The sequence below is a fragment of the Vallitalea guaymasensis genome, assembly GCF_018141425.1.
GTDB classification, from domain to species: domain Bacteria; phylum Bacillota; class Clostridia; order Lachnospirales; family Vallitaleaceae; genus Vallitalea; species Vallitalea guaymasensis.
In genome coordinates, this window is record NZ_CP058561.1 from 1,659,735 (window position 1) to 1,681,366 (window position 21,632).

Below are 21,632 nucleotides of genomic sequence, written 5' to 3' on the forward strand. Positions count from 1 at the left end.
ACTATAAGCAAATATGGAACATAAATATCTAGTATATGTGGAGGCTTTTTTTATGAGATGGACAAGAGAAGAATATATTGAATTATTGACTTTTGGGGATGTAAAACGTCAAATGTTTGTAGAACTGTTTGGTCCTCTGATAGGATTGGAAGATGAATGGCATAAACAAGGAGCAACTCAAGATCAAATTGATATGATTGGTTTTGATTGGGATTATGTACCAAAAATTAGTTGTGGTGGTAATACTTTTCGTATAAGTAATTTGACTCCTAAGATTATAGAAGAAACCAGCGAACATATTATCCAAACAGATACCTTGGGCAGAACAACCAAGTTGTGTAAAGGCAAAGCTACTATTCCATTGCCACTTGACTACCCTGTAAAAGACATGGATAGCTGGTTAAAAATAAAGCCTATGTATGAATTCAGTGAAGATAGAATAGACTGGAATGCTGTAGAAGCGGCTAAAAAGGCTCAGAAACAAGGAATTCTAATAAGAGCTGAAATACCTGGCGGATTTGACGAAGCTAGAGAACTCATGGGCGAAGAAGAACTATGTGTAGGCTATTACACTCAGCCGGAACTTATGAAAGATATTCTTGATACTATTTGTAACACTTCTTATCAAGTATTGGATAGAGTGAGCGAACATGTAACCATTGATAATCTATCTATACACGAAGATATGGCGGGAAAATCAGGCTCACTAATTGGACCTAATATCATCACAGAATTCATTAAACCTTATTATAGAAAAATCTGGGATATGCTATCTAATAAAGGGACTAGAATCTTCAGCCAAGACAGCGATGGTAATATGGAAGCTGTTATTGACGCTTTTCTGGATTGTGGTGTTACTGTAATGTATCCAGCTGAACCTGCCGCAGGTATGGATATTGTTCAGTTGAGGAAAAAATATGGCAACAGACTTGCCTTCAAAGGCGGTATTGACAAACATGTATTAAGACAAAGCAAAGAAGCTATCAGAAAAGAATTAGAATACAAAATGCAGCCACTTATGCAGCAAGGAGGAGTGGTATTTGGTTTAGATCATCGTATACCTAACGGTACTCCCCTTGAAAATTATATATATTACGTTAATACTGGTAGGGAAATTCTAGGCTTACCACCATTGGATGGTAAAAATAAAGGTTGGGACCGTATGGCATTCTAAAATGCCATACTTTTTTATTTATAATAATCATTATATAATATCACCCAATTTACTCCTTTGTCTTTATCGGCATCAAAATTATCAAATTTTATATATAGCTGTCCTTTTTTTACCCATGATTTATATTCTAGAACCTTGTCTCCTTCAAGAGGGGTCAGTATTATTTTGTTGATGAGATTAGGTGTAAAACTGATTTTATGACTTAGAACTGGAAATATGTAAACACCATCTATGAATTTATGGTCACCAAGATATTCTTTTCCTATTACCTGTTTGGTATCAGCTATGTCTTCCAGCATATTTGACATTAGTTTAGTCCGCTCTTTTTCTATAAAATTACGCAAATATTTTTTTATGGTAGTATAAGAGATAATAGAAAAAAGAGCAACCAGTAGACTTATTATAACAAAAAATGAACTGTATATGAATTTGATCGCATCATATATGACATTGATTTCTCCATACATCTTATTTATCAGTTCACCACTAATAATATTTAATATAAACATAAAAATCCCCCTTGTCCTTATAATATATTAAGAAACAAAAGGGATTAGAACTATAGATTATCAAAGGCTTTGCTCCTTATCTCATCTATACATGTCTTATTCAATTTTATATACTCTTCGTTACTTCTAAGATGCAAGTCCTTCTTAAGCTCTCTATCATCATTATCTATAAAACCACTATTAGGGCCATGACATCTTACAGCTTCTCTGGTCTTTTTATCGTATATAAGAAACATTTATTTCACCTTCTATTAGCTTGTTTCCTATATTCTCGCCAAAAATATGATAATCTAATCAATTATGTTTTTAGTGTTAGAAGCAATAATGAATCGAGTATATAATGATTTACCTTGCACCAGCTAAGATAACTGCTTGCCAGACTATGATATGGGACCATAATCCAACAGTTCATTACCCAAGTTGATGGTTCGTTCAACCATATATAATACTATACCAGCAATATATAACCTCTCGGCTATATATAACCAATATAAGCACTATATATGATTATTGCTCGGCACTATATGATTATACCTAGCCTCATTACAATCAAATAAATTCGACTATAATAAAACTATTGTTAACCACATAAAACCTTCCTTCCGACAGTATATAAGCTTGTACCTATATACTATCTTCAGTTGAATTGAATATACCTATATAAAGCATATTCAATTCTTAGCTCAACCATTATATACTCGATAATATTATAATGACCATTTAGCTTCTAATATATATTAGAAATTATTTCAAATAATTATATTTTATTACCTTCCAAATTTGAATAAATCTAATTCTGGTCTTTTATTGTTAAGGTATAAATCTTTTATCAACTGTCCACAAAGAATACCGTTGACAATACCATTAGAACCATATGCTAAAGCAAAATAGGTATTAGGCATCTGAGGATATTCTCCTATATATGGCAAACCATCTTTAGTTACACCAAATAGACCACTGAATTTATATTCAACCTCAATATCTTTTATATCTGGGAAAAATGCTTTGAGTTTTTCTAGGAGGATATCATATTTCTTAATAGAAACCGTATCTTCATTAGTTAGGTTTGACATCTTACTACTCTCTTTACCTACTTTTTCATCTTCTCCGCCTATTATGATTCTATTATCAGCTGTAGTCCTCAGATATATATAAGGATCATTATCATCTCTGAATATGCAGGTATTATGCCACCCATGAAATTCTTTTATTGGTTTTGTAACAAGGTTGAATGTTCTTGTCAAACTTACTACATCTTCTTTTATATACTTCTTGCTTTCATATCCTGCTGCCATAATGACTTTCTTTGCTCTTATGCTAAAATCGTTTGGAGTCCCTAATAATACATGGTCATCTTGGCAATTTATCTTATTGATTTCTGTGTTCTCATATATAGTAAGTCCATTTTTTACTGCTTCTTTTATTAGTGCATTAGTAAATTTGTATGGATTAATCAATGCCCCTCCTGATTTTGAATATACTCCTGCTTCAAGGGAAAAAGAAAACATATCTTTTGCACTATTCTTGTCTAAAAACTCAACGTCAAATCCGTATTTCTTTCTAATATCAAATTCTTGTTTTAATGGGGCAATATGTGAGGCATTGGATGTATAATATAAGCATTCCTTCAACTGGAAGTCACAATTATCTTCTAATGTGCTAACAATATCTCTTATATCAAAAACTGCTTTTTCACTGAGTTTAAAACATTCTACAGCCTGTTTTTCACCAATCATATGTGATAATCCCCATAGGTCAGTATCAACTTCATATTGTAATATGGCTGTTGATGCTCTTGTACTTCCATAACCTATGATGTTCTTATCCACTAAAACCGTATTTATACCTTCTTTAGTCAGATAGTAAGCAATAATTGCTGCTGTTACTCCACCACCGATTATAAGAGCATCACATTCAATATTTTCACTTAGATATGGGTATTTATTAGGTACTTTAGTTAGATTAGTCCAAATCATGTCACCTGCTACTAATTTCATAGTCTCATCTCCACAAAATATACTTTTTCTAACTCTATTATCTTCATAATGTTTTTTAATTATACCTACCCATCAATCCTTTTTCGTTTATATATCATGATGAAACCTGCAAAAGATATTATAATCCAAACTAATAGCACTAAGATATTCTGTTGACCTACAGAAAATATGTTTTCGTTATTTAACATCTTGTCCATCAATGATTGAGAATGATATGTAGGTAATAGTTTTGCTATATGTAATAATGTCTTATTGGCTACACCTAGAGTAGGAATAAAATAGAATAATAGGATAACCGGCATACTATTGGTTCCTGATGACATAACATTTTTGGAAAGAATTCCAATTATTGCACCTATCAATATCATGATAGTTGATATTAAAAAGGCTATTACAATATACATTGGTAAAAATTTATTAGGTGCTTGAATAATAAGGAATATACCTATATTAGTAATACCTACAAGGAGCCAAGTAACAATTGCTTTTCCAACTAGAAATTCTACTGGTGATACTGTTGAAAGCATAAGGGTTCTTAAGGTATTCTTCTCTTTTTCTTCAGCTATTAGCATTGCCATTGTCATTGGTGTAATCAATGCAGAATTCATGATGAATATTATTAATAATACTTGCATCCTAACCTCTTCTTTCGGTCCCATCATGCTAAAAAATATTGCACCTACCAAAGGTATCAGACTAACTACAAATACATTTACATTCCTAAGCAAATCTTTTATTTCTTTTAAAACTAATGTATTAATTCTTTTCATGGAAAATCCCATTATAATTCCCTCCCTGTCAAACTTAAAAATATCTCTTCTAGATTAGGTTCATTTGAATGAATAGTCAGCAATCTATCTTCTGACATCCATCTTCTTATCTTATCTAATCCATCTGTATCTTTTCTAACAGTAACTTTTTCACTATTACCTTTTAATAACACTTCTATAGATTCCTTGGCATATCGTAATTTCAATTTTTCTGGATTACCTACCTCAACTATCTCTCCATTATTCAAAAAGGCTACACGATTACATAATTTATCTGCTTCTTCCATTCTATGGGTTGTCAAGAATATTGTTGTCCCCTCTTTATTCAGTTCAAGAAGTAATTTATGTATCTCATTAGCAGTTCCTGGGTCAAGTGCTGATGTTGGCTCATCTAAAAAAAGTAGTTTTGGTTTATGTATGAATGTTCTTGCCAGCATAAGTCTTTGTTTCATCCCTCTGGATAACTTTTTCACTACTTTCTTTTTATCTTTTAACAAGTCAACTCTCTCCAATATTATGTCAACTTGTTTTTTATCTACATTATATAAATCTGCAAATATCTTAAGGTTATCTTGTACTGAAAGTCTTTCATATACTCCACTGTTATCTGACAGGATACCTATTTGTTGAAATATATTGTTTTTTATTGATTTGATATTATTACCAAACAATCTTACTTCTCCACTAGATGGTATCAGCTGAGCTGTTAATATTTTTATAGTAGTAGTTTTTCCTGCTCCACTTGGACCAAGAAATCCAAAAATTTCACCTTGTTCTACCGAAAAATTAATTCCTTTTAATACCCTGTTTTGTTTAAAATGTTTCTCAATGTTATTCATTTCTATAATTTTTTCCATCAATATTGCTCCTTTCTGTAACTAAGCACATTATGCCAGATTACTGGGCTTAGCACTATAAATATGCTGTGAAAGGAGTAATATTATTGCTGAAATATGCATTTTTCAGGTTAAAATTTCAATGTTAAAGGCTGAGTGGAGTATATAATTCTCTGAATGGATCTAATTATAGATTAAGTATCTGCTTCAATTCTTCCATTCTTCCTTTTGACAATGGTATGGAACTTTTATTCTTATCATCCAATATGAGACTGTAACTATTTCTTGTCCACGTGATGACTTCTCTTACTCTCTGAAGATTAACCAAGTATGATCTATGACATCTAAAAAATCCTATATGTTTTAATCTTTCTTCCAAATTGCTAAGTGTCAATGAACATTGAAATTTTTCTGTTCCTACATTTATATAACAACATCCATCAAGAGTTTCTATATAATTAATCTCCATAGGATTAAATAATATTATCTTATCATCTATCTTAGTTGGTATTTTATCTATTTTTATATTAGGTAATTCTATTTCGTTTGTTTCTTTGCTTTCTGTTTCTTTTTGTATTTCATCTGGTACTTCTTTTTGATTATCTTTTCCATTGTCAATTTCGCTTTCTATAGGTTTCAATCCATTCTCATTCAATGTATAAGAATCTCCATCTAATAGAATGGTATCTTCCAGAGCTATAGAAAAAGCTAATATGGTTATTCCTAATGATTTCATATGGATTATATTTTCTCTAATGATACGATTACTCTGTCGGTCAAGATTAAGGGTAGGTTCTTGAATCAATAATATATTGGGCATACTAATAAAAGCTCTTGCAAAACTTACTCGTTTTTTTTCAGAGTAAGTAAGAGAACCTATTTTGTTTTTAGCAATGTCCAACAAAGCAAATCTAGCCATTACATCCTCTAAATCAGTATCAGAATCATATAATCCATGAAAAAACTTTAGATAATCTATGATATTCAGTCTTTCATAGAATCCTTCTTCTTTATATATTACTGCTATATTTTGTTTATTGGTTTTTATATATTCTTTTGGTGTCATATCTTCTAATAAAATACTACCTTTTGATGGAATCATATTTCCTAGAATCATATCCATAATAGTCAATGCTATTTCTTCTGTACATTTAATAGCGATGCTTTGTCCTTTATCTAATGTAAAATATATATCATCAATCAATGTTGTATTTTTATCTTCTTTGGATACTCCTTCGAATTTTAATATATTCATATGTATTTAATTCCTCCTTGTTTAGGATAAACCACCACTTATTATATATGTAAATTGAAAGAAAATCAAAGAAAACTGCGGTAATAATATATTGCAGATAAGTCAGAAAAAATGTTTTGTTCGGACTTGGTTTTCGCAAAATAGTATGTGTATATGTTACGCCAGCAAATTGCTCGTCCTGAGCAAATTGCTGGATTCGGCGTCCATGCCTCATTACTCCACATATACACATACTATTTTACTAATAAGTAATCTTCAATGTTATCACAAAACACTTTTTCTTCTATATGGAATTACTCTTGGCTATGTAAAAAAATCCTAATTTACCGCATGATAAGTGATAAATTAGGATTTTTTAGTTGACATAATATTTTACTTGATTTTAGTTAATATCTGTTTTAATATTGTACAAGCTTTTGCATCGTATTCTTTAGCTTTATTAATTAAAGGTACTATTTGTTTTCTTACGTCTGGCTTGGCGAATGTTCTTGTTGCTTGTTCGTCTTGCATGAAGCCGCCTTTGACTTCGTTCATTTTGAAGGCGCATTGTGCTTCTTCTTTAAACAGTTTTGCTGCCTGTTGGCATTCATCAGCTATAATTTCATTGTTGTTGCCCACCCAGCTTATATAACAAGCCGCATATGATCTTCCTTCACCAACCATTACTTGTGCATCACCTTGACACATTATACGTTCAAACAATAATGGTAATATAGCATCCTTAGGAAATTCTTTTTCGTCTGATATAGCATTAGCCCATGCATCGTAAGCAGATTGACCTCCTGCATACTCAATTTTTATATTGCTGTCAGTACTATCATAGCATATCTTTTCTGTGGTCATTATTTTGATAGCATCTTCTATTATATCTTTTGCATCCATTGGTTGGTTTTGTTCTTCACCAACAGCCATGACTGCTATTGTGGCTGGATTTTCCCACCAAGTATTACATATGAAATATCCTGATTCGTGAATCTTTATATCTTTTCTGAATTCCCTGTTTTCTTGGAAACAGTTCCATCCTAGTAATGTTTCACCGTTGTTTTGGTAGCCTGTTATAAGACAAGCTTCTGGTGGTCCTATGATACCTAGGGCGATAACAGGTCTACCCTCATCTATTTCAGATTTTATAAATTCAATAAAGTCTTCTTTACTTGCTTTTTCTCTTTTAAGTATTTTATAGGTTCTGCCAGCTGCCTTAAATGCTCTTTTGAAAGCTTCATATTTATCTTGATATATATTCATGATGTCTACATTTCCGCCATCCCAACAATTGATATTCCATCTTAATCGAAATGCCGCTCCCGATGTAGCCATTATATAATAATAGTCTATTTCTTGCCCCATATAGTTAAGACATGCTTTTAATGCTGTAGGAAAAGGTGTGCATTCTTCGAATGAATAGGCTACCTTTGGAACCCCAAATAATATACAACTATTGTCAGTCTTTTCACGATTCTTCATTATATTTTCAACCTCCAGAATTGAATTCGATAAAAGTATATCTTCATTCTCTTCTAATATGACAGGAGCAAACATACCCATGAGAAATCTGTATCTTCCTACCTTACAGCCTTTTGTTCTGAATTCAGATGGAGTTTTTTTAGTATATCTTTTGAAGGCTCTGGTAAAAGTATCATAATTATTGAAAGTATATTCACCAGATATATCTAGAAGGCTTTTGTTGGTATGAATGATTTCAAATGCTGCGTTAGCAATTCGTCTCGTAAGAATATACCTGGATAAGGATATATTTGTACATTCTTTGAACGTTTCTCTTATATGACGGTATGAAAACCCTATAGTCCTCTCTAGACGAGAGTAATCTATCTCCTCTTTGAGTCTTGCTTCAATGTATGTTGCTATTGACCATATAAAAAAAGAATAATCCATATTTTTATCTCCTCTATATTAATTCTTCCGGAAGTAAATTTATTATATCATTAAATATATAGTAATACTCGACATTTTTGACCTTATATATTATATTAATAATTAATTTACCTTAATAACTACTACATTTTATGAATAGTAAAATTATTAAAATTAGTGTATAATAAAAATAATCATAATGGAGGTGAAAATATGAATACCATAAAAAAAGAAGTTATAAATATTATTACAAAACTCCCAGATGATGTATCTATAGATGATATCATGTATAAATTATATGTATTAGATAAAGTAAAAAAAGGGCAAGAAGATATTAAAAATGGCAATTTTATAACAAATGACGAACTTAGAGAGGAAATAGAAACATGGTAAAATGGTCCAATTCAGCTAAACTTGACTTGCGACAGATTTATAATTATATTTCTACCAACTCAGAATTTTATGCTAAAAAAGTAATTAATGATATCATTTATAAGTCAGATAATCTGAACAATTTTCCATCTATTGGGAAAGAAGTAAATGAATTTAATAATCCTTTAATCAGAGAAATATATGTATATTCTTATCGTATGATATATCAAATAGTTTCAAATAATAATGTTGAAATATTAGCTATAGTTCATACCAAAAGAAATTTGAAGTTAAATGATGATACTGATACTATAGAAAAGTAGTTTTTATAATATGAAAAACTACTTTTCTATTTTTAAATATAATTTAATTAAATAATCTTTTCTGCCTATTAATCCTATCTACTACTTTCTGTTTAAATCCTTCTGGTCCTACCACTTTTAGGATTGGTCCGTATGATAACAGTTGTATTAATAATTCTGATTCGTCAAAGTCATAATAATATATTTTAACTCTGCATGTATTTGTTTCTTCGTCATATTCTGAATTTCTTTCATAGTTGGAAAGATGGACGAATACTCGTTCAAAGCCATTTCTTTCATTGTTTAAAATGATTTCTATTGGTTCTGGCATTTTGTGATTGGATATGTACTCAGATATACCCGATGGATACTTGGCTGGTTCGATAATCTCTGCTTTTACTATCCTTGCCACATTGATCTTGCTATGATATACTATCTTGCCTCTATTGATTAAAACTGCGTTCAGACGAAATTTATCATCTTTTGGTGAGTATTCTATTCTGTATCCTGCGTAACTTGCACTTCTTCTTACACCTTCTGCATTCAAGTAAGTTATGTTAAGACATTTCTTATTATTAACTGCATATAATAACTTTCTAAAATTATTAATGTAATCAATATTATCATAAGGGTCTCCATCTTTTGCTTGACCTATGTAGATTATTGTATCTTGGTCAAACAATTCTTCTACATCTGCTAATTGTTCCTTTAATACATCTAATTCTTCTTCATCTAAAAACAACTGTATTCTCTTATCCATCAATAAAGTTTTTATCCATCTTAACTCCAGTGTTGTCAATAAAACTGATGGTTCCTTATCTAGTATAGATTGGTAACCCTCTTCATTCTTGCTTAACAAGTTATAACTATCTTCATCATCGTTTATAATTCTAGGAGCTAGAGTCAGTAAAGTATCTCCAAAACCTTGGTTCCTTATCAAATCGTAAATATACTCCACTGAAACGGTTTTATCCTGAGCTTTATTCAATATTTCACTTATCAATCTATAATATTTTCCGTATACTTCACTAAACAGACTCATTCCCTAACCCCCATACATTTCATACATGGCATCAATATCTCTTAAGAATCTTTTTTCTACAATTTCATTAGAACATCTAAAAGATATCATTCTTCCTATTAATGTTCTTAGCCAAGGCACCATTTCATTGACATCGTTGACTTCAATTGAATAGAGATATGTATTTTCACTTATCTTCTCGATAGTACCATGTCTACCTTCTCTATGAAGTCTTTTTAATATGTATCCTTCATCATCAGCTATAATCAATGTTACCTCTAATTTTTCAAGTTTTTTCCCATTGAATATAGTAACACCCCAGCTTTTTTCTGAACGCTCAGATAGATTTTCTACATGTGAATCATAGCTATCATCTATATCTTCAATTACTACTTCTTTTATATTATCGATTCTGTATGTTCCATAACGCTTATATTTATTGTTATAAGCAGCTAGATACCTTCTACCGCTACTGACATTATCTAATATTTTTAACGGTAGGACCTTTACCTTTATATTGCTATTTCTTCTATAGGTACTTACGAACTCAATATTTCTATGTTCTCTAATAGCCATTAGGATATTAAGTAAAATTTCATCATCTAGTGTATGAGCTAAATAAATATGACGAAATGAAAATAGAGGTTTGTTTACAATAGAATTATCTACTCTCTGACGAATAAAATTCCCTAGAACTCCAACTGGAAATACATTTTGATAATAACCACAGATGTGAAGTAGTTTATCAATAGTATCTTTTGATAATGAATCAATTCCTTGTCTATTAATATGGTATTGTAATGTCCTGCCTTTTTTAATACTATGTAAAAACCCTATTCCTGTAAGCTCTTTCAGCTTATTTCTAATAGTCATATTATCGGGTATCTTGATATCTTCAAATATACTTAAATAATCGTTAACTATAATATCCGTAATTTCATTTAATGTCAAACCTTCATCTATACTTAAAATATCCAATATAATAAAATGCAACATTATATCATTCTTAGTAAATGTCTTTGTCATCCAAGTTATAAAAAGAGGGTTTTCTTCTAGGTCAACTGTATCAGCTGTTATAAATAATTTTTTACCTCTAACTGAATTATCATGTCCAATATAACCTGATAAATAATTTTCTATCCTTCTTCTCTCATTATCATAACTTCTGCCACTTCTTGAACCAAAGTCATTACGACATTTATAACCATAAATGTGAAAATCCCTTAGATAATCTCTTATCTTTTCATAATTCTTTATTAACTCGTTGAACCCAGCCATATATATCACCTTCATTCTTATGAAATCACTATCTGCATAGTAATAAACTTCTGTCCTATAAAATAGTATCATTACAGAAAAGTCATGTCAATTTTAAGTTCGCAACTTTTTTTTAATGATAAATACTCAGCTGGGTGGTAACATATGGTTCATGAGGATGAGATATACATAATTGATAAGGACGTGAAAAAAATGTTTGTAATTTATGAGAAAGAAAAAAATAGAATACCTATAAAAATATGGGTTGAAGATAGAAGCAAAATTGAAGATGAATGTTTGGCACAAGCTACGAATTTATCTAATCTGCCTTTTTTACATAAATGGGTTTGCCTAATGCCTGATACGCATACTGGAAAAGGAATGCCCATAGGTGGAGTAATAGCCGCTGATAATGTGATAATACCTAATGCTGTGGGAGTTGATATTGGTTGCGGTATGGCTTTTATACAAACTAATATCCCTGTAAGATTATTAAAAGATACCAAAACACCTAATGGTACATTACTTCAAGGTATCATCGGTGATATTCTTAGAAATATACCTGTTGGTTTTTCCCATCATAACAGTAGACAAGAATGTAAGACATTAGATGATGCTATTAAGAACCTTGATATATATCAAGATGCAAAAGAGCTGATTCCAGAGATTGAAGCTGGATATTATCAAATAGGTACTCTTGGTGGTGGTAATCATTTTATTGAACTACAAGAGGATGAACAAGGATTGGTATGTATAATGCTTCATTCTGGCAGTCGTCATTTTGGTTATAAGATATGTAATTATTACCATAAGTTAGCAAGAGAATTGAACACTAGATGGTTCTCTTCTGTACCTGATGAATATAGATTAGCATTTCTGCCTGTAAATACCAAAGAAGGTCAAGATTATATCAATTGGATGAATCTAGCTTTAGGTTTTGCTAGTGAAAACAGAAGTCAGATGCTTGATAATGTCATTAATATAGTAAACAAATGGGTTAAGAAACATTGTGATTTCAATACTGATTATACTGATTTGATTAACTGTCATCATAACTATGCTGCCATTGAACATCATTATGGTAGGAATGTATGGGTACATAGAAAAGGTGCCATACGTGCAAGAGAAGATGAACTTGGCATTATTCCAGGTGCAATGGGCTCATATAGTTATATTGTAAAAGGCAAAGGTAATCCTGAAAGCTTTCATTCTTGTTCTCATGGTGCTGGACGATTGATGTCCAGAAAGAAAGCAATGGAAACTTTTGGCGTTGACGAAGTAATCAACGACTTGAAAGCAAGCGAAGTAATAATTGGTAAAAGATCCAAGAAAGATATACCTGAAGAATCAAAGTTCGCTTATAAAGATATAGATACTGTAATTAATAATGAACTTGATTTGATAGAACCAATTAAAAAGCTTAAAACTATTGGTGTAGTAAAAGGTTAATTATTGGAAGTCTTCTTCCTTAATTATAAATTGTATTTTCTTCTATGCTAAGACTTTTAATGTCTTGCGGTGCCTAAGAGTTCTCTTAAGGTATGCCGAAGTAATACGGATAAAAGAGGTTAAGTACCTCAATTATGCTCAAGTTAGAGCACTAAATGGTCAGAACATCAAAAATGTTCGGGGTTCAAATCCCCAAGATTATGCAACCTTTTTAGTTGCCCAAATATATTACCTATTTAATCTGATTCCCCTGCACAAGAGAACTAATATAAGAATCTTGATTATTGAGATTATTTATAACGGTTTTCAATTGCAACAAATCAAGTGCTTTGAGATCACTGGGATACCGTTTGGATTAGAATATATCCAAGGTATAATGAAATTCATCTTAGTCTAACATCATGTACCTCATTATATCCCCGATATACTATAGTCTTTACTTAACAGTAATCCCGCACTTGATTTGCAGGAATCGGACTTATTAACCAAGAAATATCTGAAAGGAGATTTTAAGATGAAATATTATATCAAAAAAACTGAAAGAGGACTTTTATTCCAGAATGGAGATTATATCAAATCCCTTGAACCAGGAAAATATTCATTTCTATCCTTTCTAACATATAAAGTTGTTATTTTAGATGTAACTAAACAACGTTTTAACGTAAAGTTCGATCTAGATATATTAGCAGATGATGATAAGTTATTAAGTGAACTAGATATTATAGATGTTAAAGACAACCAATTAGTTTTACATTACATAGATGGAAAATTATCAGACATATATGAAACAGGTAAATATGCCTTTTGGAATATACATAAGAAAAATGATTTCAAGATAATAGATATGACTAAACCTGAAATAGATGAATACATAGAAAAAAACATCTTCAATAGTAAGAATATCTTTCATCCTAGACTAAGAGACAAATATGTTGAGATACATGTACAACCATATGAAAAAGCCGTACTTTTCTATAACAATAATTTCGTCAAGATTCTTGATGCTGGAAGATATTTTTATTGGACGAAATATGTTGATGTTACGGCAGATAAAATAGATATGAGACAATCACAATTAGATATGACTGGACAAGAAATCATGACAGCTGATAAAGTGACTCTTAGACTAAACTTCTTCTGTCAATACAAGGTTACAGATGTTCTAAAAGTCACTCTTGATATAAAACATTATGTAAATCAAATATATATATTGATACAGCTTATATTACGTGAGTATTTAGGCGCAATAAAACTGGATGACCTATTGAAAATGAAACAAGAAGTTGCTGATTATGTACTTTCAAGATTAAAAGAAAAAGAATCCGAAATGGGTATTGAATTCATATATGCAGGCATAAAAGATGTAATTCTGCCAGGTGAAATAAAAGATATACTTAATACTGTTCTAATAGCTGAGAAAAAAGCTCAAGCCAATGTTATAACAAGAAGAGAGGAAATAGCATCCACAAGAAGCTTATTGAACACTGCAAAACTGATGGATGAGAATAAGACTCTCTACAAACTCAAGGAACTGGAGCATATTGAAAAAATATGTGAAAGAGTTGGCAGCATTTCACTTAATGGTGGAGGTAATGTTTTAGAAAGATTGAATGAACTCTTTTAAAAATCGCAGGGGGCTAGCCCCCTGCTCTTATTTTAATATAATTGATATATTATTTTACTGTTATTGTAGCAGTAACTATGATTTCACTTCCATTGACATGACCTTCTACAATGAAAGTTCCTTCCTTCATATAGTTATCTCTATCAATACCGTCCCATGCTATAGGTAAATCCATGATAGAATCATCACTTAATCTAGTAGGTAATTCCACTGGAAGTGTTGGTGCATAGCCTACTCTAGTTGCTACTTCTATAGGTGCAGTTTCTACTATGGAAACTTCATTCCTGTATACATATAGTTCAGCAACACTTGCCCATCCACCATAACCTTCAATGGCTTCAAGTTTTACATACTTAGCTTCTGTTTCATTGAAATTAATTGTTTTTGCATCATAATTAACATCCCAATTTCCTTCTCCTATTTTTCTATAATCAATTCCATCATTAGATACATAAAGTCTGTACTTGGATATTATTCCGTTATATTGACTAGTCCTTGGTTGCATCTCTACCTTATTAATCCTATAAGTATCGTTAAGGTTTAGTGTAATTGATTGAGGTAGTGAATCTGATAAATCCCATTTTGTATGCCATAGAGTTCCTTTGTCCCCATCAATAGCATTTGAGGCAGGGTCCCAAGTCTCTTGACTTGTTGCTGTGGCAGTCATATTGGATTGTGATACTTTACTTAAGTCCACTGGAGTTATCTCAGTTGGCTCAGATGGCAGATATTCAATTTCTTTTATAACAAGATCATCAAGGACAAAATCACTTGAATTTCCATTAACACATTTTATACCTATAAAGCTATCTCCTGAATTAGATGCTTGGAATGATTTTGTAAATTGTGTAGGTTCATCAGCAAATTTTATAGGCTTAGTATATATTTGTGTCTCCCCGTCTCCAATAACAAATTCGTAAGCACCATCAGCATTAGTTTCATATACAAAAGTCACTTCATAACATTGACCTTCAGCAAATCTTAGATTTTGAGGTATAGTCTGATAAACAAGTCCTGCTGATTCCTTGTGTGCTTTCAGTGACCAGTTACCGTTAATTACATCATCTATCTCTTTTTGGTTCCAGCCTTTTTGAGTATATGGAGCATGAAGTTCAGATAGATGGGTTCTTGGGTCATTGACGCCACCAGCAGAACCTTTAACAAATGGATATATCCCTTGAACTATATTCTCAAAATCCTCTGCAAAATACACATCTTCTCCTTTAGCAACTCTTTTTGTCTTAACAACACGTAAATCATCAAATATGACTGTAGCTGTACCTGCTTCTGTTTTTAGATATATAGTAGCTGAGTCACTACCTGATGGAACGTCAAACAATACTCTCATTCTCTGCATTTTGGTATTGTTCTTTGAATCAGCCAAGATATAGTTATTAGCTATGGAATTATCTGTGTAGTTGGAAACATCATTTCCATCACTGGTCATCACACAAATAGATGCACGTCTATTGCCTTTTACTTCTACATATACTGAAGCCGCATATGTTCCCTCTGATAAACCAGTAATTTCTTGGCTTATAGTTGCACCACTACCATTTTCAATTACTAATTCATATTGTGAGGAATCATTACGTTTCACTGACACTCCTTCTCCAGTTACTGTATAATCATCTAAATTACCATTATTGAATCCAGGGTCTTTAATAAGTGTTCCTTGCCCAAAATCAACAGCTTCATGTACTTGTGCATCTTGCTTATACACTACATATGGTGTAGCTGGATTTGCATTAATAGTTATTTGTCCCTGAATAACTTGAATATCCTCAATGAATTCTCTACCTTGGTCAGTCAGTTTGTATAACTTGACTGTATCAAGCCCTTCATAGCTTAAAGGCAGTTTCCATGTACTGGTACCACCATTTTTATTATAGTGATATAATTTTTCTTCTGTAGATGGGTCCCATGGTAATAGATATTTACTTCCTTCAAGAACCTTGATACCGTCTTTTGTAATGATTTTTGATCCTGTCTTATTACTTACACTTACATTGTCTGTAAAATTGATAGTATCTGATTCCCATTCTATTATAGGAAAATGCTGTAGATATTTCGTTGGCATATTAACCTCGAATACAACTTTTATAGCATTGTCAAAATTCTTGCTTCCCTGCCATCCTTCGTAGTCAGTTACTTCTGATCCACCAAGAAGCTCATTACGTGCAATCCACGTATCTTTTTGGTGATTACGTATGAATCTGGCTATTTTACTGTTGAAGCCTTTCATATCCTGTCCGCCGTAATTATAATCTACAGCCCAATGATACCAGATAGAATCTTCTTCTAATGTATTAGGAAATTCGGTAGTCATAGCCCATCCTAGTGAATTAATCTCTCTAGCTAGCCTTCTTCCATTCCATCCATTCTCAAACCAAGCATCAGCGTAAATAAAGTCAAGGTTTGGCACTTCTTCTTTCAACGCTCTAAATCTATTCAATCTGTTATTGGTAGTAGCTTCTCTTCTCATTGTTGGTTTATCAAAATCATATGATGGATCCAGCCAATCCCAACCTGGTTTATTTATGTTAACTAATTCATTGTCAAATGCATAAGCCTCAGGGTGAGCACCTGTTGCAGAAATATGAACACCGAAAAATCCATTATACTTATGTCCTTCATCAATCAATGTATTCATATCACAAGCTCCACCTTGGCGAATACCAATATGTCCTGCATAATCTGGATGTGCTGAATCATGTCCTTCTGATTGATAGCCCTTAAGCTCTACAAACTGTCCAAGTCCATCAGTAGCCAGATATAGTCTTTTTGTTTCGTCTAGAGTTTTTAGGAATGGATTGGTTGCTTGACTTGCAAAATTAAATGGTATCCTGTGTATCAATAAATCTGGTACTTTTTCACTGAACTTTGGATTGTTCATTATTTCACGAAATACAACTGCTCCATCCTGCCAATCAACACAGTCATCATCATTGGCATTACCAGTAATAATCACTTTTACACTTGGTAATGGCTCTACTTCATCAATTTTGTCTGGTCTGTATAACCAAGAAGCACTCCAGATTCCTGTACTGTAATAACCTGTTTTTCCTACAGTCTGCTTCTTGATTCGTTCATTATCTCTATCACTGCTATAATCAGGTAATGCATTAGTCCATATAGTTCCTGCTAACTGGTTAGTATTAATAATTGCATACATATAGTTAAGCGGTTGATTATCTACAGCTACAGTGTTCTCTACAGATGTAAAAACGTCACCACTGCCACTTACTGCATTATACATGCGTGTCCCTGCAAAAGCTGCACCTTCTTGATTGCTATGTGCTGCTAATAAGCTGTGATTAGGTATTTCAATATTCTTTACTAAGGTATTTCCATTTTCCAAAATACCAATAACATCAAAAAGTAGTTTATTATCTACTACTTCCATCCTGATTGTTATAACCACATCTATATCAGTGATGTTAAGTGTATATTCAGCTTGATTATCATTTAATTTCAAAAAATCAACTTGAGGTTTGTAATTCACTCCATTTATTTTGATGCTATCCAACGAACTCTCTTGACCATACATTACTTCTCCTGAAGCCATTTGATATTTTTCCACTCTTGGGAAATTCTTATCTATAATGACAGTCATTTGATTAGAACTGATAGTTGTCATATTACTATCCATGGTATCTGCAACCCCAGATGCAGTGAGTTCTTGTTGTTCTTCCCCATTGGTAACCTCTTTAGCTGATACGGGCATAAAAACTCCAAAAACCTGTAAAAACATGAGTACAAAAGATAGTACCAATACCTTTGTTCCTCTTATTCTTTTTCTTTTCATATACCTTCTCCTCCTTGAAATAGATTTATATTAACTCCCTATTCTTTTACTGCTCCAGCGACAATACCATCAAATATGTATTTCTGGAAAACAATATATAAAGTAACCGTTGGTATCATTACTATTATTACTGCGGCACTTAATTGAGGCCATGCTCCGCTTCTCTGACTTGCAAAACTCATTAACATGGTTGTCAATGTACGTTTGCTTTCTGATGGCATATACAAATAAGGAATATACATATCATTCATTACTTCAACTGCCTTGAGTATCCCCAAAGTGGCAGTTGCTGGAATAACCATTGGAAATATGACTTTCCTATATATGGTGAAATATGAAGCTCCATCAATCATAGCACTCTCATCAATACTCATAGGTATTTGATTCATGAACTGCATATAGATGTATATCTGCATCAAATCCGTTCCAATATATATTACTATTGGTGCTAACAGAGTATTATACAAGCCTACTTTGGATATTACTCCAAACCTTGCTATCTCTGTAACGAAACTTGGTACAAGCATACCCATCAAAAATATTAAAAAGTACATTTTTTTGAGCTTAAAATCAAAACGGCTTAATATATAAGCAATCATAGTTGATAATACTGCATTTACCACTACTGAAACAGTTACTAGGATAAGTGAATTCTTAAGTCCTGTAAGTACATTCCCTTTCTCAAATACAAACTTGAAATTATCCAAGAAAAATTGTGTAGGAGGTTTCAAAGGAAATTCTGAACCAATCTGAAATTGAGTTTTGAAAGAAGCAAAAACAGTAACCATAATAGGAAGAAATACAACTATAGTTATTCCTAAGAAAAACATTATTTTCAACACTTCAACTAAGTTTCTTTTAAATTTATATTTATTTTTCCTTTTCATCCAATTCACCTCTTCTCTGATATTACCTTTTTCTGTATAACACTCAATATAACTATCATCACCAGTAAAACAACTGCCATAGCCGATGCTTTACCGAAATGGCTGTAAGTGAATGCTTGCTGTATTGTATACAGAGTAAAAGTTGTACTTGATTTTCCTGGTCCCCCACTTGTCATTACAAACGGAATATCAAATATCATTAGTGCACCTCTTACATTCAAGAATAGTATAATCTCAATTACTGTTCTAATGTTAGGTATCACTATCTTAGTGAACAATTGGAATGAATTAGCTCCATCAACCTTAGCAGCCTCCAACATCTCTCCCTGAATAGATTGAATACCTGCTAAAAATAATATAACGTGTATACCACAGAATCGCCAAATGGATACCGCAGCCAGTGAGAAATTGACTGTTTTCATATTACTGATCCATGATACAGGAGCGACTCCAAATAATTCTAAGATTGAATTTAAAACTCCCCCTTGAGAACTGTAAAGAAATGAAAACATATATGCCACTGCAACACCATTAATTATATATGGCAGGAAAACTATTCCTTTGAACCCTTTTGAGAATCTTACTCTTTTATCTAATAGAAATGCAATAAACATTTCAATAGGAATAAATAGTAGATGAATCACAAAATAAGTACCATTATTCCTTAAACTAACCCATACATCACTATCTTTAACAACATCTACATAGTTATTGACTCCAACATATCCAATTGTCTTGCTCATACCATCCCAATCCGTAAAACTCAGATGAAAAAGTTTGAACAAAGGAAATATGACAAACACTGCCAATAGGATAGTAGGAATAACTAGGAAACTTACAATTATTATATTTTTTTGTCTGTTTCTATTAGTTAACATTACACTGTCCATCCCCTCTATATAAGGTAAAAAGCTATTATTGTTTTTTCAAATAAAGCTTTGAAAGAAAGTTGATATTAATTCTTTCAAAGCTTAGTTATTATAATTAAAATAAAGAATCCCTCTAGGTTATATGCAGCTTATTTATTTCTTGCATCTTTCCACTTCTTGTTCATGTCACTCATCATCTTTTCAAAATCTATTCCAGCCAACATATCCTGACCCATACCTTTTACATCAAAACTTATGGTGTCAGCTATTTTCTTGTATTCTTCATTTCCTGCATCATATACTACATATTCAAGATCAACACCTTCAAAAGCTTGGTTGAAGAAAGGTATGTCTGCACTTACATCTTTCATAGTAGATAATTGTTGTGTGTAATCCACATATTCTTTATAGTAATCACTCATATAGAACCAGTTAATGAATTCTTTTGCTTCTTCAATGTTCTTACTTGTCTTTGGAGTACCCATGAAACCTTCAGCAGTTGTAATAACATTTAATGGTTCGTCTTTTGATTCACGTACAGGAAGAACGAATATACCAAGATCTTCATCTTTGTTGCCACCCATAGTGTCATATTCTTGAGCAAACCATTGACCAGCTGCTAACATTGCTCCTTCACCAGCTAGGAACATAGCTTTTTGTTGATCCCAACCATATCCAAGTGGGTCGTTTCCACATACTTTTGCATCATAAAGTGCTTTTATCTTAAGGTATGATTCATAGAAAGGTTCACCCTTGGTGAATGGTTCATCTTTTGAAGCCATATCACTCCAATATTTCCCATCATTAGCTTGTAATAGCGGCATAAATTCATTGAATGGGTATGTAGTCCATGAATCCTTTCCACCAAGTAATAGTGGAATATATTCACCTTTCTCCTTGATTGTATTGGCAGTACTTATGAATTCATCCCAAGTTTTAGGAATTTCTAGGTCATATTTTTCAAAAATGTCTTTTCTATAGTAAACAAATTCATTGAATGCTCCTTGTGGAATTCCTATAACGTTACCATCTAACGCATAATCAAGAGCTACGTTATTACTTTTAGTAGCTTCAAGCTCATTCAATGGTACCATTATCTCTTTATAGGTTAACAGGTTACTTGCTCTTACCAAAAATACATCTGGTAATTGATTAGCTGAATTTCTTATTTTCATTGTATTATCATATTCTGTTGGTTGTATCTGCTCTACTTTGATAGTTACATTAGGATGGTCTTTTTTATAAGCCTCACTAATGCTGTTTATTCCTGTAAGATATTCATAACCAACTTCATTCCATAGTACAAAAGTCAGAGTTACAGGTTTTTTATTGGTTTCCTCGTTGTTTTCTTTTTGAACATCATTAGAAACTTCTTTACCCCCATTGTTATCTTCTTTTTTTTGGCATCCTACCCCAATGATACTTATCAATAAAGTTATACATAATAAAACACTTAGCCTTTTGAATGATTTCATTTTCATTCCCTCCTTGAGTTTATATAAGTAATTACTCTATATGTAATTTCATATATATCTTACAATATTAATTGGTCATTTTTAATGATTTATACTAGGCTATTCATGATATCTTTTATGCAATTATCAACAAATCTTTTTATACGCTAACAACT

At 32.0% G+C, this 21,632-nt stretch carries 18 protein-coding genes; 5 read left to right on the top strand and 13 right to left on the bottom strand.

What is annotated here, in order from left to right; translation table 11 throughout:
* The first annotated feature begins 52 nt into the window (after positions 1 to 52).
* Entirely contained in the window at positions 53 to 1,174 is a 1,122-nt protein-coding gene (locus tag HYG85_RS07510) for a uroporphyrinogen decarboxylase family protein (RefSeq protein WP_212692958.1), read from the top strand.
* A gap of 14 nt (positions 1,175 to 1,188) precedes the next feature.
* On the opposite strand, the gene HYG85_RS07515 is transcribed toward HYG85_RS07510, so the two are convergent.
* From HYG85_RS07515 to HYG85_RS07545, 7 genes are all read right to left on the bottom strand, one after another.
* Entirely contained in the window at positions 1,189 to 1,683 is a 495-nt protein-coding gene (locus tag HYG85_RS07515; RefSeq protein ID WP_212692959.1) for a hypothetical protein, read from the bottom strand.
* A 50-nt stretch (positions 1,684 to 1,733) separates the two neighbouring features.
* Positions 1,734 to 1,919 (bottom strand): hypothetical protein, encoded by a 186-nt coding sequence (locus HYG85_RS07520; protein ID WP_212692960.1) that lies wholly within the window; start codon positions 1,917 to 1,919, stop codon positions 1,734 to 1,736.
* Positions 1,920 to 2,450: 531 nt separating this feature from the next.
* Positions 2,451 to 3,680 (bottom strand): NAD(P)/FAD-dependent oxidoreductase, encoded by a 1,230-nt coding sequence (locus tag HYG85_RS07525; protein WP_212692961.1) that lies wholly within the window; start codon positions 3,678 to 3,680, stop codon positions 2,451 to 2,453.
* Between the two features lie 65 nt (positions 3,681 to 3,745).
* Entirely contained in the window at positions 3,746 to 4,462 is a 717-nt protein-coding gene (locus HYG85_RS07530; RefSeq protein ID WP_212692962.1) for an ABC transporter permease, read from the bottom strand.
* Complete coding sequence (locus HYG85_RS07535; RefSeq protein WP_212692963.1) at positions 4,462 to 5,307, bottom strand: ABC transporter ATP-binding protein; 846 nt, start codon at positions 5,305 to 5,307, stop codon at positions 4,462 to 4,464. The genes HYG85_RS07530 and HYG85_RS07535 overlap by 1 nt, the downstream gene beginning before the upstream one ends.
* Positions 5,308 to 5,473: 166 nt before the next feature.
* Positions 5,474 to 6,541 (bottom strand): LytTR family transcriptional regulator DNA-binding domain-containing protein, encoded by a 1,068-nt coding sequence (locus HYG85_RS07540; RefSeq protein ID WP_212692964.1) that lies wholly within the window; start codon positions 6,539 to 6,541, stop codon positions 5,474 to 5,476.
* Positions 6,542 to 6,913: 372 nt separating this feature from the next.
* Positions 6,914 to 8,434, bottom strand: a complete 1,521-nt coding sequence (locus HYG85_RS07545; RefSeq protein ID WP_212692965.1) for a helix-turn-helix domain-containing protein — start codon at positions 8,432 to 8,434, stop codon at positions 6,914 to 6,916.
* A 192-nt stretch (positions 8,435 to 8,626) separates the two neighbouring features.
* Between HYG85_RS07545 and HYG85_RS07550 the strand changes: the two genes are divergently transcribed.
* On the top strand, positions 8,627 to 8,806 hold the full coding sequence (locus tag HYG85_RS07550) for a hypothetical protein (RefSeq protein ID WP_113672357.1): 180 nt from the start codon (positions 8,627 to 8,629) through the stop codon (positions 8,804 to 8,806).
* The gene (locus tag HYG85_RS07555; RefSeq protein ID WP_212692966.1) at positions 8,800 to 9,108 is read left to right on the top strand and encodes a type II toxin-antitoxin system RelE/ParE family toxin; all 309 of its coding nucleotides are present in this window, start codon (positions 8,800 to 8,802) and stop codon (positions 9,106 to 9,108) included. The genes HYG85_RS07550 and HYG85_RS07555 overlap by 7 nt, the downstream gene beginning before the upstream one ends.
* A gap of 43 nt (positions 9,109 to 9,151) precedes the next feature.
* Here HYG85_RS07555 and HYG85_RS07560 read toward each other — a convergent pair whose 3' ends face one another.
* The gene (locus HYG85_RS07560) at positions 9,152 to 10,129 is read right to left on the bottom strand and encodes a WYL domain-containing protein (protein WP_212692967.1); all 978 of its coding nucleotides are present in this window, start codon (positions 10,127 to 10,129) and stop codon (positions 9,152 to 9,154) included.
* 3 nt (positions 10,130 to 10,132) lie between these two features.
* Positions 10,133 to 11,386 (bottom strand): helix-turn-helix transcriptional regulator, encoded by a 1,254-nt coding sequence (locus HYG85_RS07565; protein ID WP_212692968.1) that lies wholly within the window; start codon positions 11,384 to 11,386, stop codon positions 10,133 to 10,135.
* Between the two features lie 192 nt (positions 11,387 to 11,578).
* On the opposite strand from HYG85_RS07565, the gene HYG85_RS07570 reads away from it, so the two are divergent.
* Positions 11,579 to 12,814, top strand: coding sequence for an RtcB family protein (locus HYG85_RS07570; RefSeq protein ID WP_212693722.1), 1,236 nt, complete (start codon positions 11,579 to 11,581; stop codon positions 12,812 to 12,814).
* A gap of 514 nt (positions 12,815 to 13,328) precedes the next feature.
* Positions 13,329 to 14,438 (top strand): slipin family protein, encoded by a 1,110-nt coding sequence (locus HYG85_RS07575; RefSeq protein WP_212692969.1) that lies wholly within the window; start codon positions 13,329 to 13,331, stop codon positions 14,436 to 14,438.
* A gap of 49 nt (positions 14,439 to 14,487) precedes the next feature.
* On the opposite strand, the gene HYG85_RS07580 is transcribed toward HYG85_RS07575, so the two are convergent.
* The 4 genes from HYG85_RS07580 to HYG85_RS07595 all read right to left on the bottom strand — a co-directional run bounded on the left by HYG85_RS07580 (position 14,488) and on the right by HYG85_RS07595 (position 21,477).
* The gene (locus HYG85_RS07580; protein WP_212692970.1) at positions 14,488 to 18,246 is read right to left on the bottom strand and encodes an endo-alpha-N-acetylgalactosaminidase family protein; all 3,759 of its coding nucleotides are present in this window, start codon (positions 18,244 to 18,246) and stop codon (positions 14,488 to 14,490) included.
* Between the two features lie 38 nt (positions 18,247 to 18,284).
* Positions 18,285 to 19,133: a carbohydrate ABC transporter permease gene (locus tag HYG85_RS07585; RefSeq protein WP_212692971.1), complete on the bottom strand. Its 849-nt coding sequence runs from the start codon at positions 19,131 to 19,133 to the stop codon at positions 18,285 to 18,287.
* A 5-nt stretch (positions 19,134 to 19,138) separates the two neighbouring features.
* The gene (locus HYG85_RS07590; RefSeq protein WP_113672364.1) at positions 19,139 to 20,011 is read right to left on the bottom strand and encodes a carbohydrate ABC transporter permease; all 873 of its coding nucleotides are present in this window, start codon (positions 20,009 to 20,011) and stop codon (positions 19,139 to 19,141) included.
* Between the two features lie 140 nt (positions 20,012 to 20,151).
* Complete coding sequence (locus HYG85_RS07595) at positions 20,152 to 21,477, bottom strand: ABC transporter substrate-binding protein (protein WP_212692972.1); 1,326 nt, start codon at positions 21,475 to 21,477, stop codon at positions 20,152 to 20,154.
* Positions 21,478 to 21,632 lie beyond the last annotated feature (155 nt).

Coding starts and splice junctions, on each gene's coding strand:
- HYG85_RS07510 (WP_212692958.1), top strand. CDS start 53: ATGAGATGGACAAGAGAAGAATATATTGAATTATTGACTTTTGGGGAT.
- HYG85_RS07515 (WP_212692959.1), bottom strand. CDS start 1,683: ATGTTTATATTAAATATTATTAGTGGTGAACTGATAAATAAGATGTAT.
- HYG85_RS07520 (WP_212692960.1), bottom strand. CDS start 1,919: ATGTTTCTTATATACGATAAAAAGACCAGAGAAGCTGTAAGATGTCAT.
- HYG85_RS07525 (WP_212692961.1), bottom strand. CDS start 3,680: ATGAAATTAGTAGCAGGTGACATGATTTGGACTAATCTAACTAAAGTA.
- HYG85_RS07530 (WP_212692962.1), bottom strand. CDS start 4,462: ATGGGATTTTCCATGAAAAGAATTAATACATTAGTTTTAAAAGAAATA.
- HYG85_RS07535 (WP_212692963.1), bottom strand. CDS start 5,307: ATGGAAAAAATTATAGAAATGAATAACATTGAGAAACATTTTAAACAA.
- HYG85_RS07540 (WP_212692964.1), bottom strand. CDS start 6,541: ATGAATATATTAAAATTCGAAGGAGTATCCAAAGAAGATAAAAATACA.
- HYG85_RS07545 (WP_212692965.1), bottom strand. CDS start 8,434: ATGGATTATTCTTTTTTTATATGGTCAATAGCAACATACATTGAAGCA.
- HYG85_RS07550 (WP_113672357.1), top strand. CDS start 8,627: ATGAATACCATAAAAAAAGAAGTTATAAATATTATTACAAAACTCCCA.
- HYG85_RS07555 (WP_212692966.1), top strand. CDS start 8,800: ATGGTAAAATGGTCCAATTCAGCTAAACTTGACTTGCGACAGATTTAT.
- HYG85_RS07560 (WP_212692967.1), bottom strand. CDS start 10,129: ATGAGTCTGTTTAGTGAAGTATACGGAAAATATTATAGATTGATAAGT.
- HYG85_RS07565 (WP_212692968.1), bottom strand. CDS start 11,386: ATGGCTGGGTTCAACGAGTTAATAAAGAATTATGAAAAGATAAGAGAT.
- HYG85_RS07570 (WP_212693722.1), top strand. CDS start 11,579: ATGTTTGTAATTTATGAGAAAGAAAAAAATAGAATACCTATAAAAATA.
- HYG85_RS07575 (WP_212692969.1), top strand. CDS start 13,329: ATGAAATATTATATCAAAAAAACTGAAAGAGGACTTTTATTCCAGAAT.
- HYG85_RS07580 (WP_212692970.1), bottom strand. CDS start 18,246: ATGAAAAGAAAAAGAATAAGAGGAACAAAGGTATTGGTACTATCTTTT.
- HYG85_RS07585 (WP_212692971.1), bottom strand. CDS start 19,133: ATGAAAAGGAAAAATAAATATAAATTTAAAAGAAACTTAGTTGAAGTG.
- HYG85_RS07590 (WP_113672364.1), bottom strand. CDS start 20,011: ATGTTAACTAATAGAAACAGACAAAAAAATATAATAATTGTAAGTTTC.
- HYG85_RS07595 (WP_212692972.1), bottom strand. CDS start 21,477: ATGAAATCATTCAAAAGGCTAAGTGTTTTATTATGTATAACTTTATTG.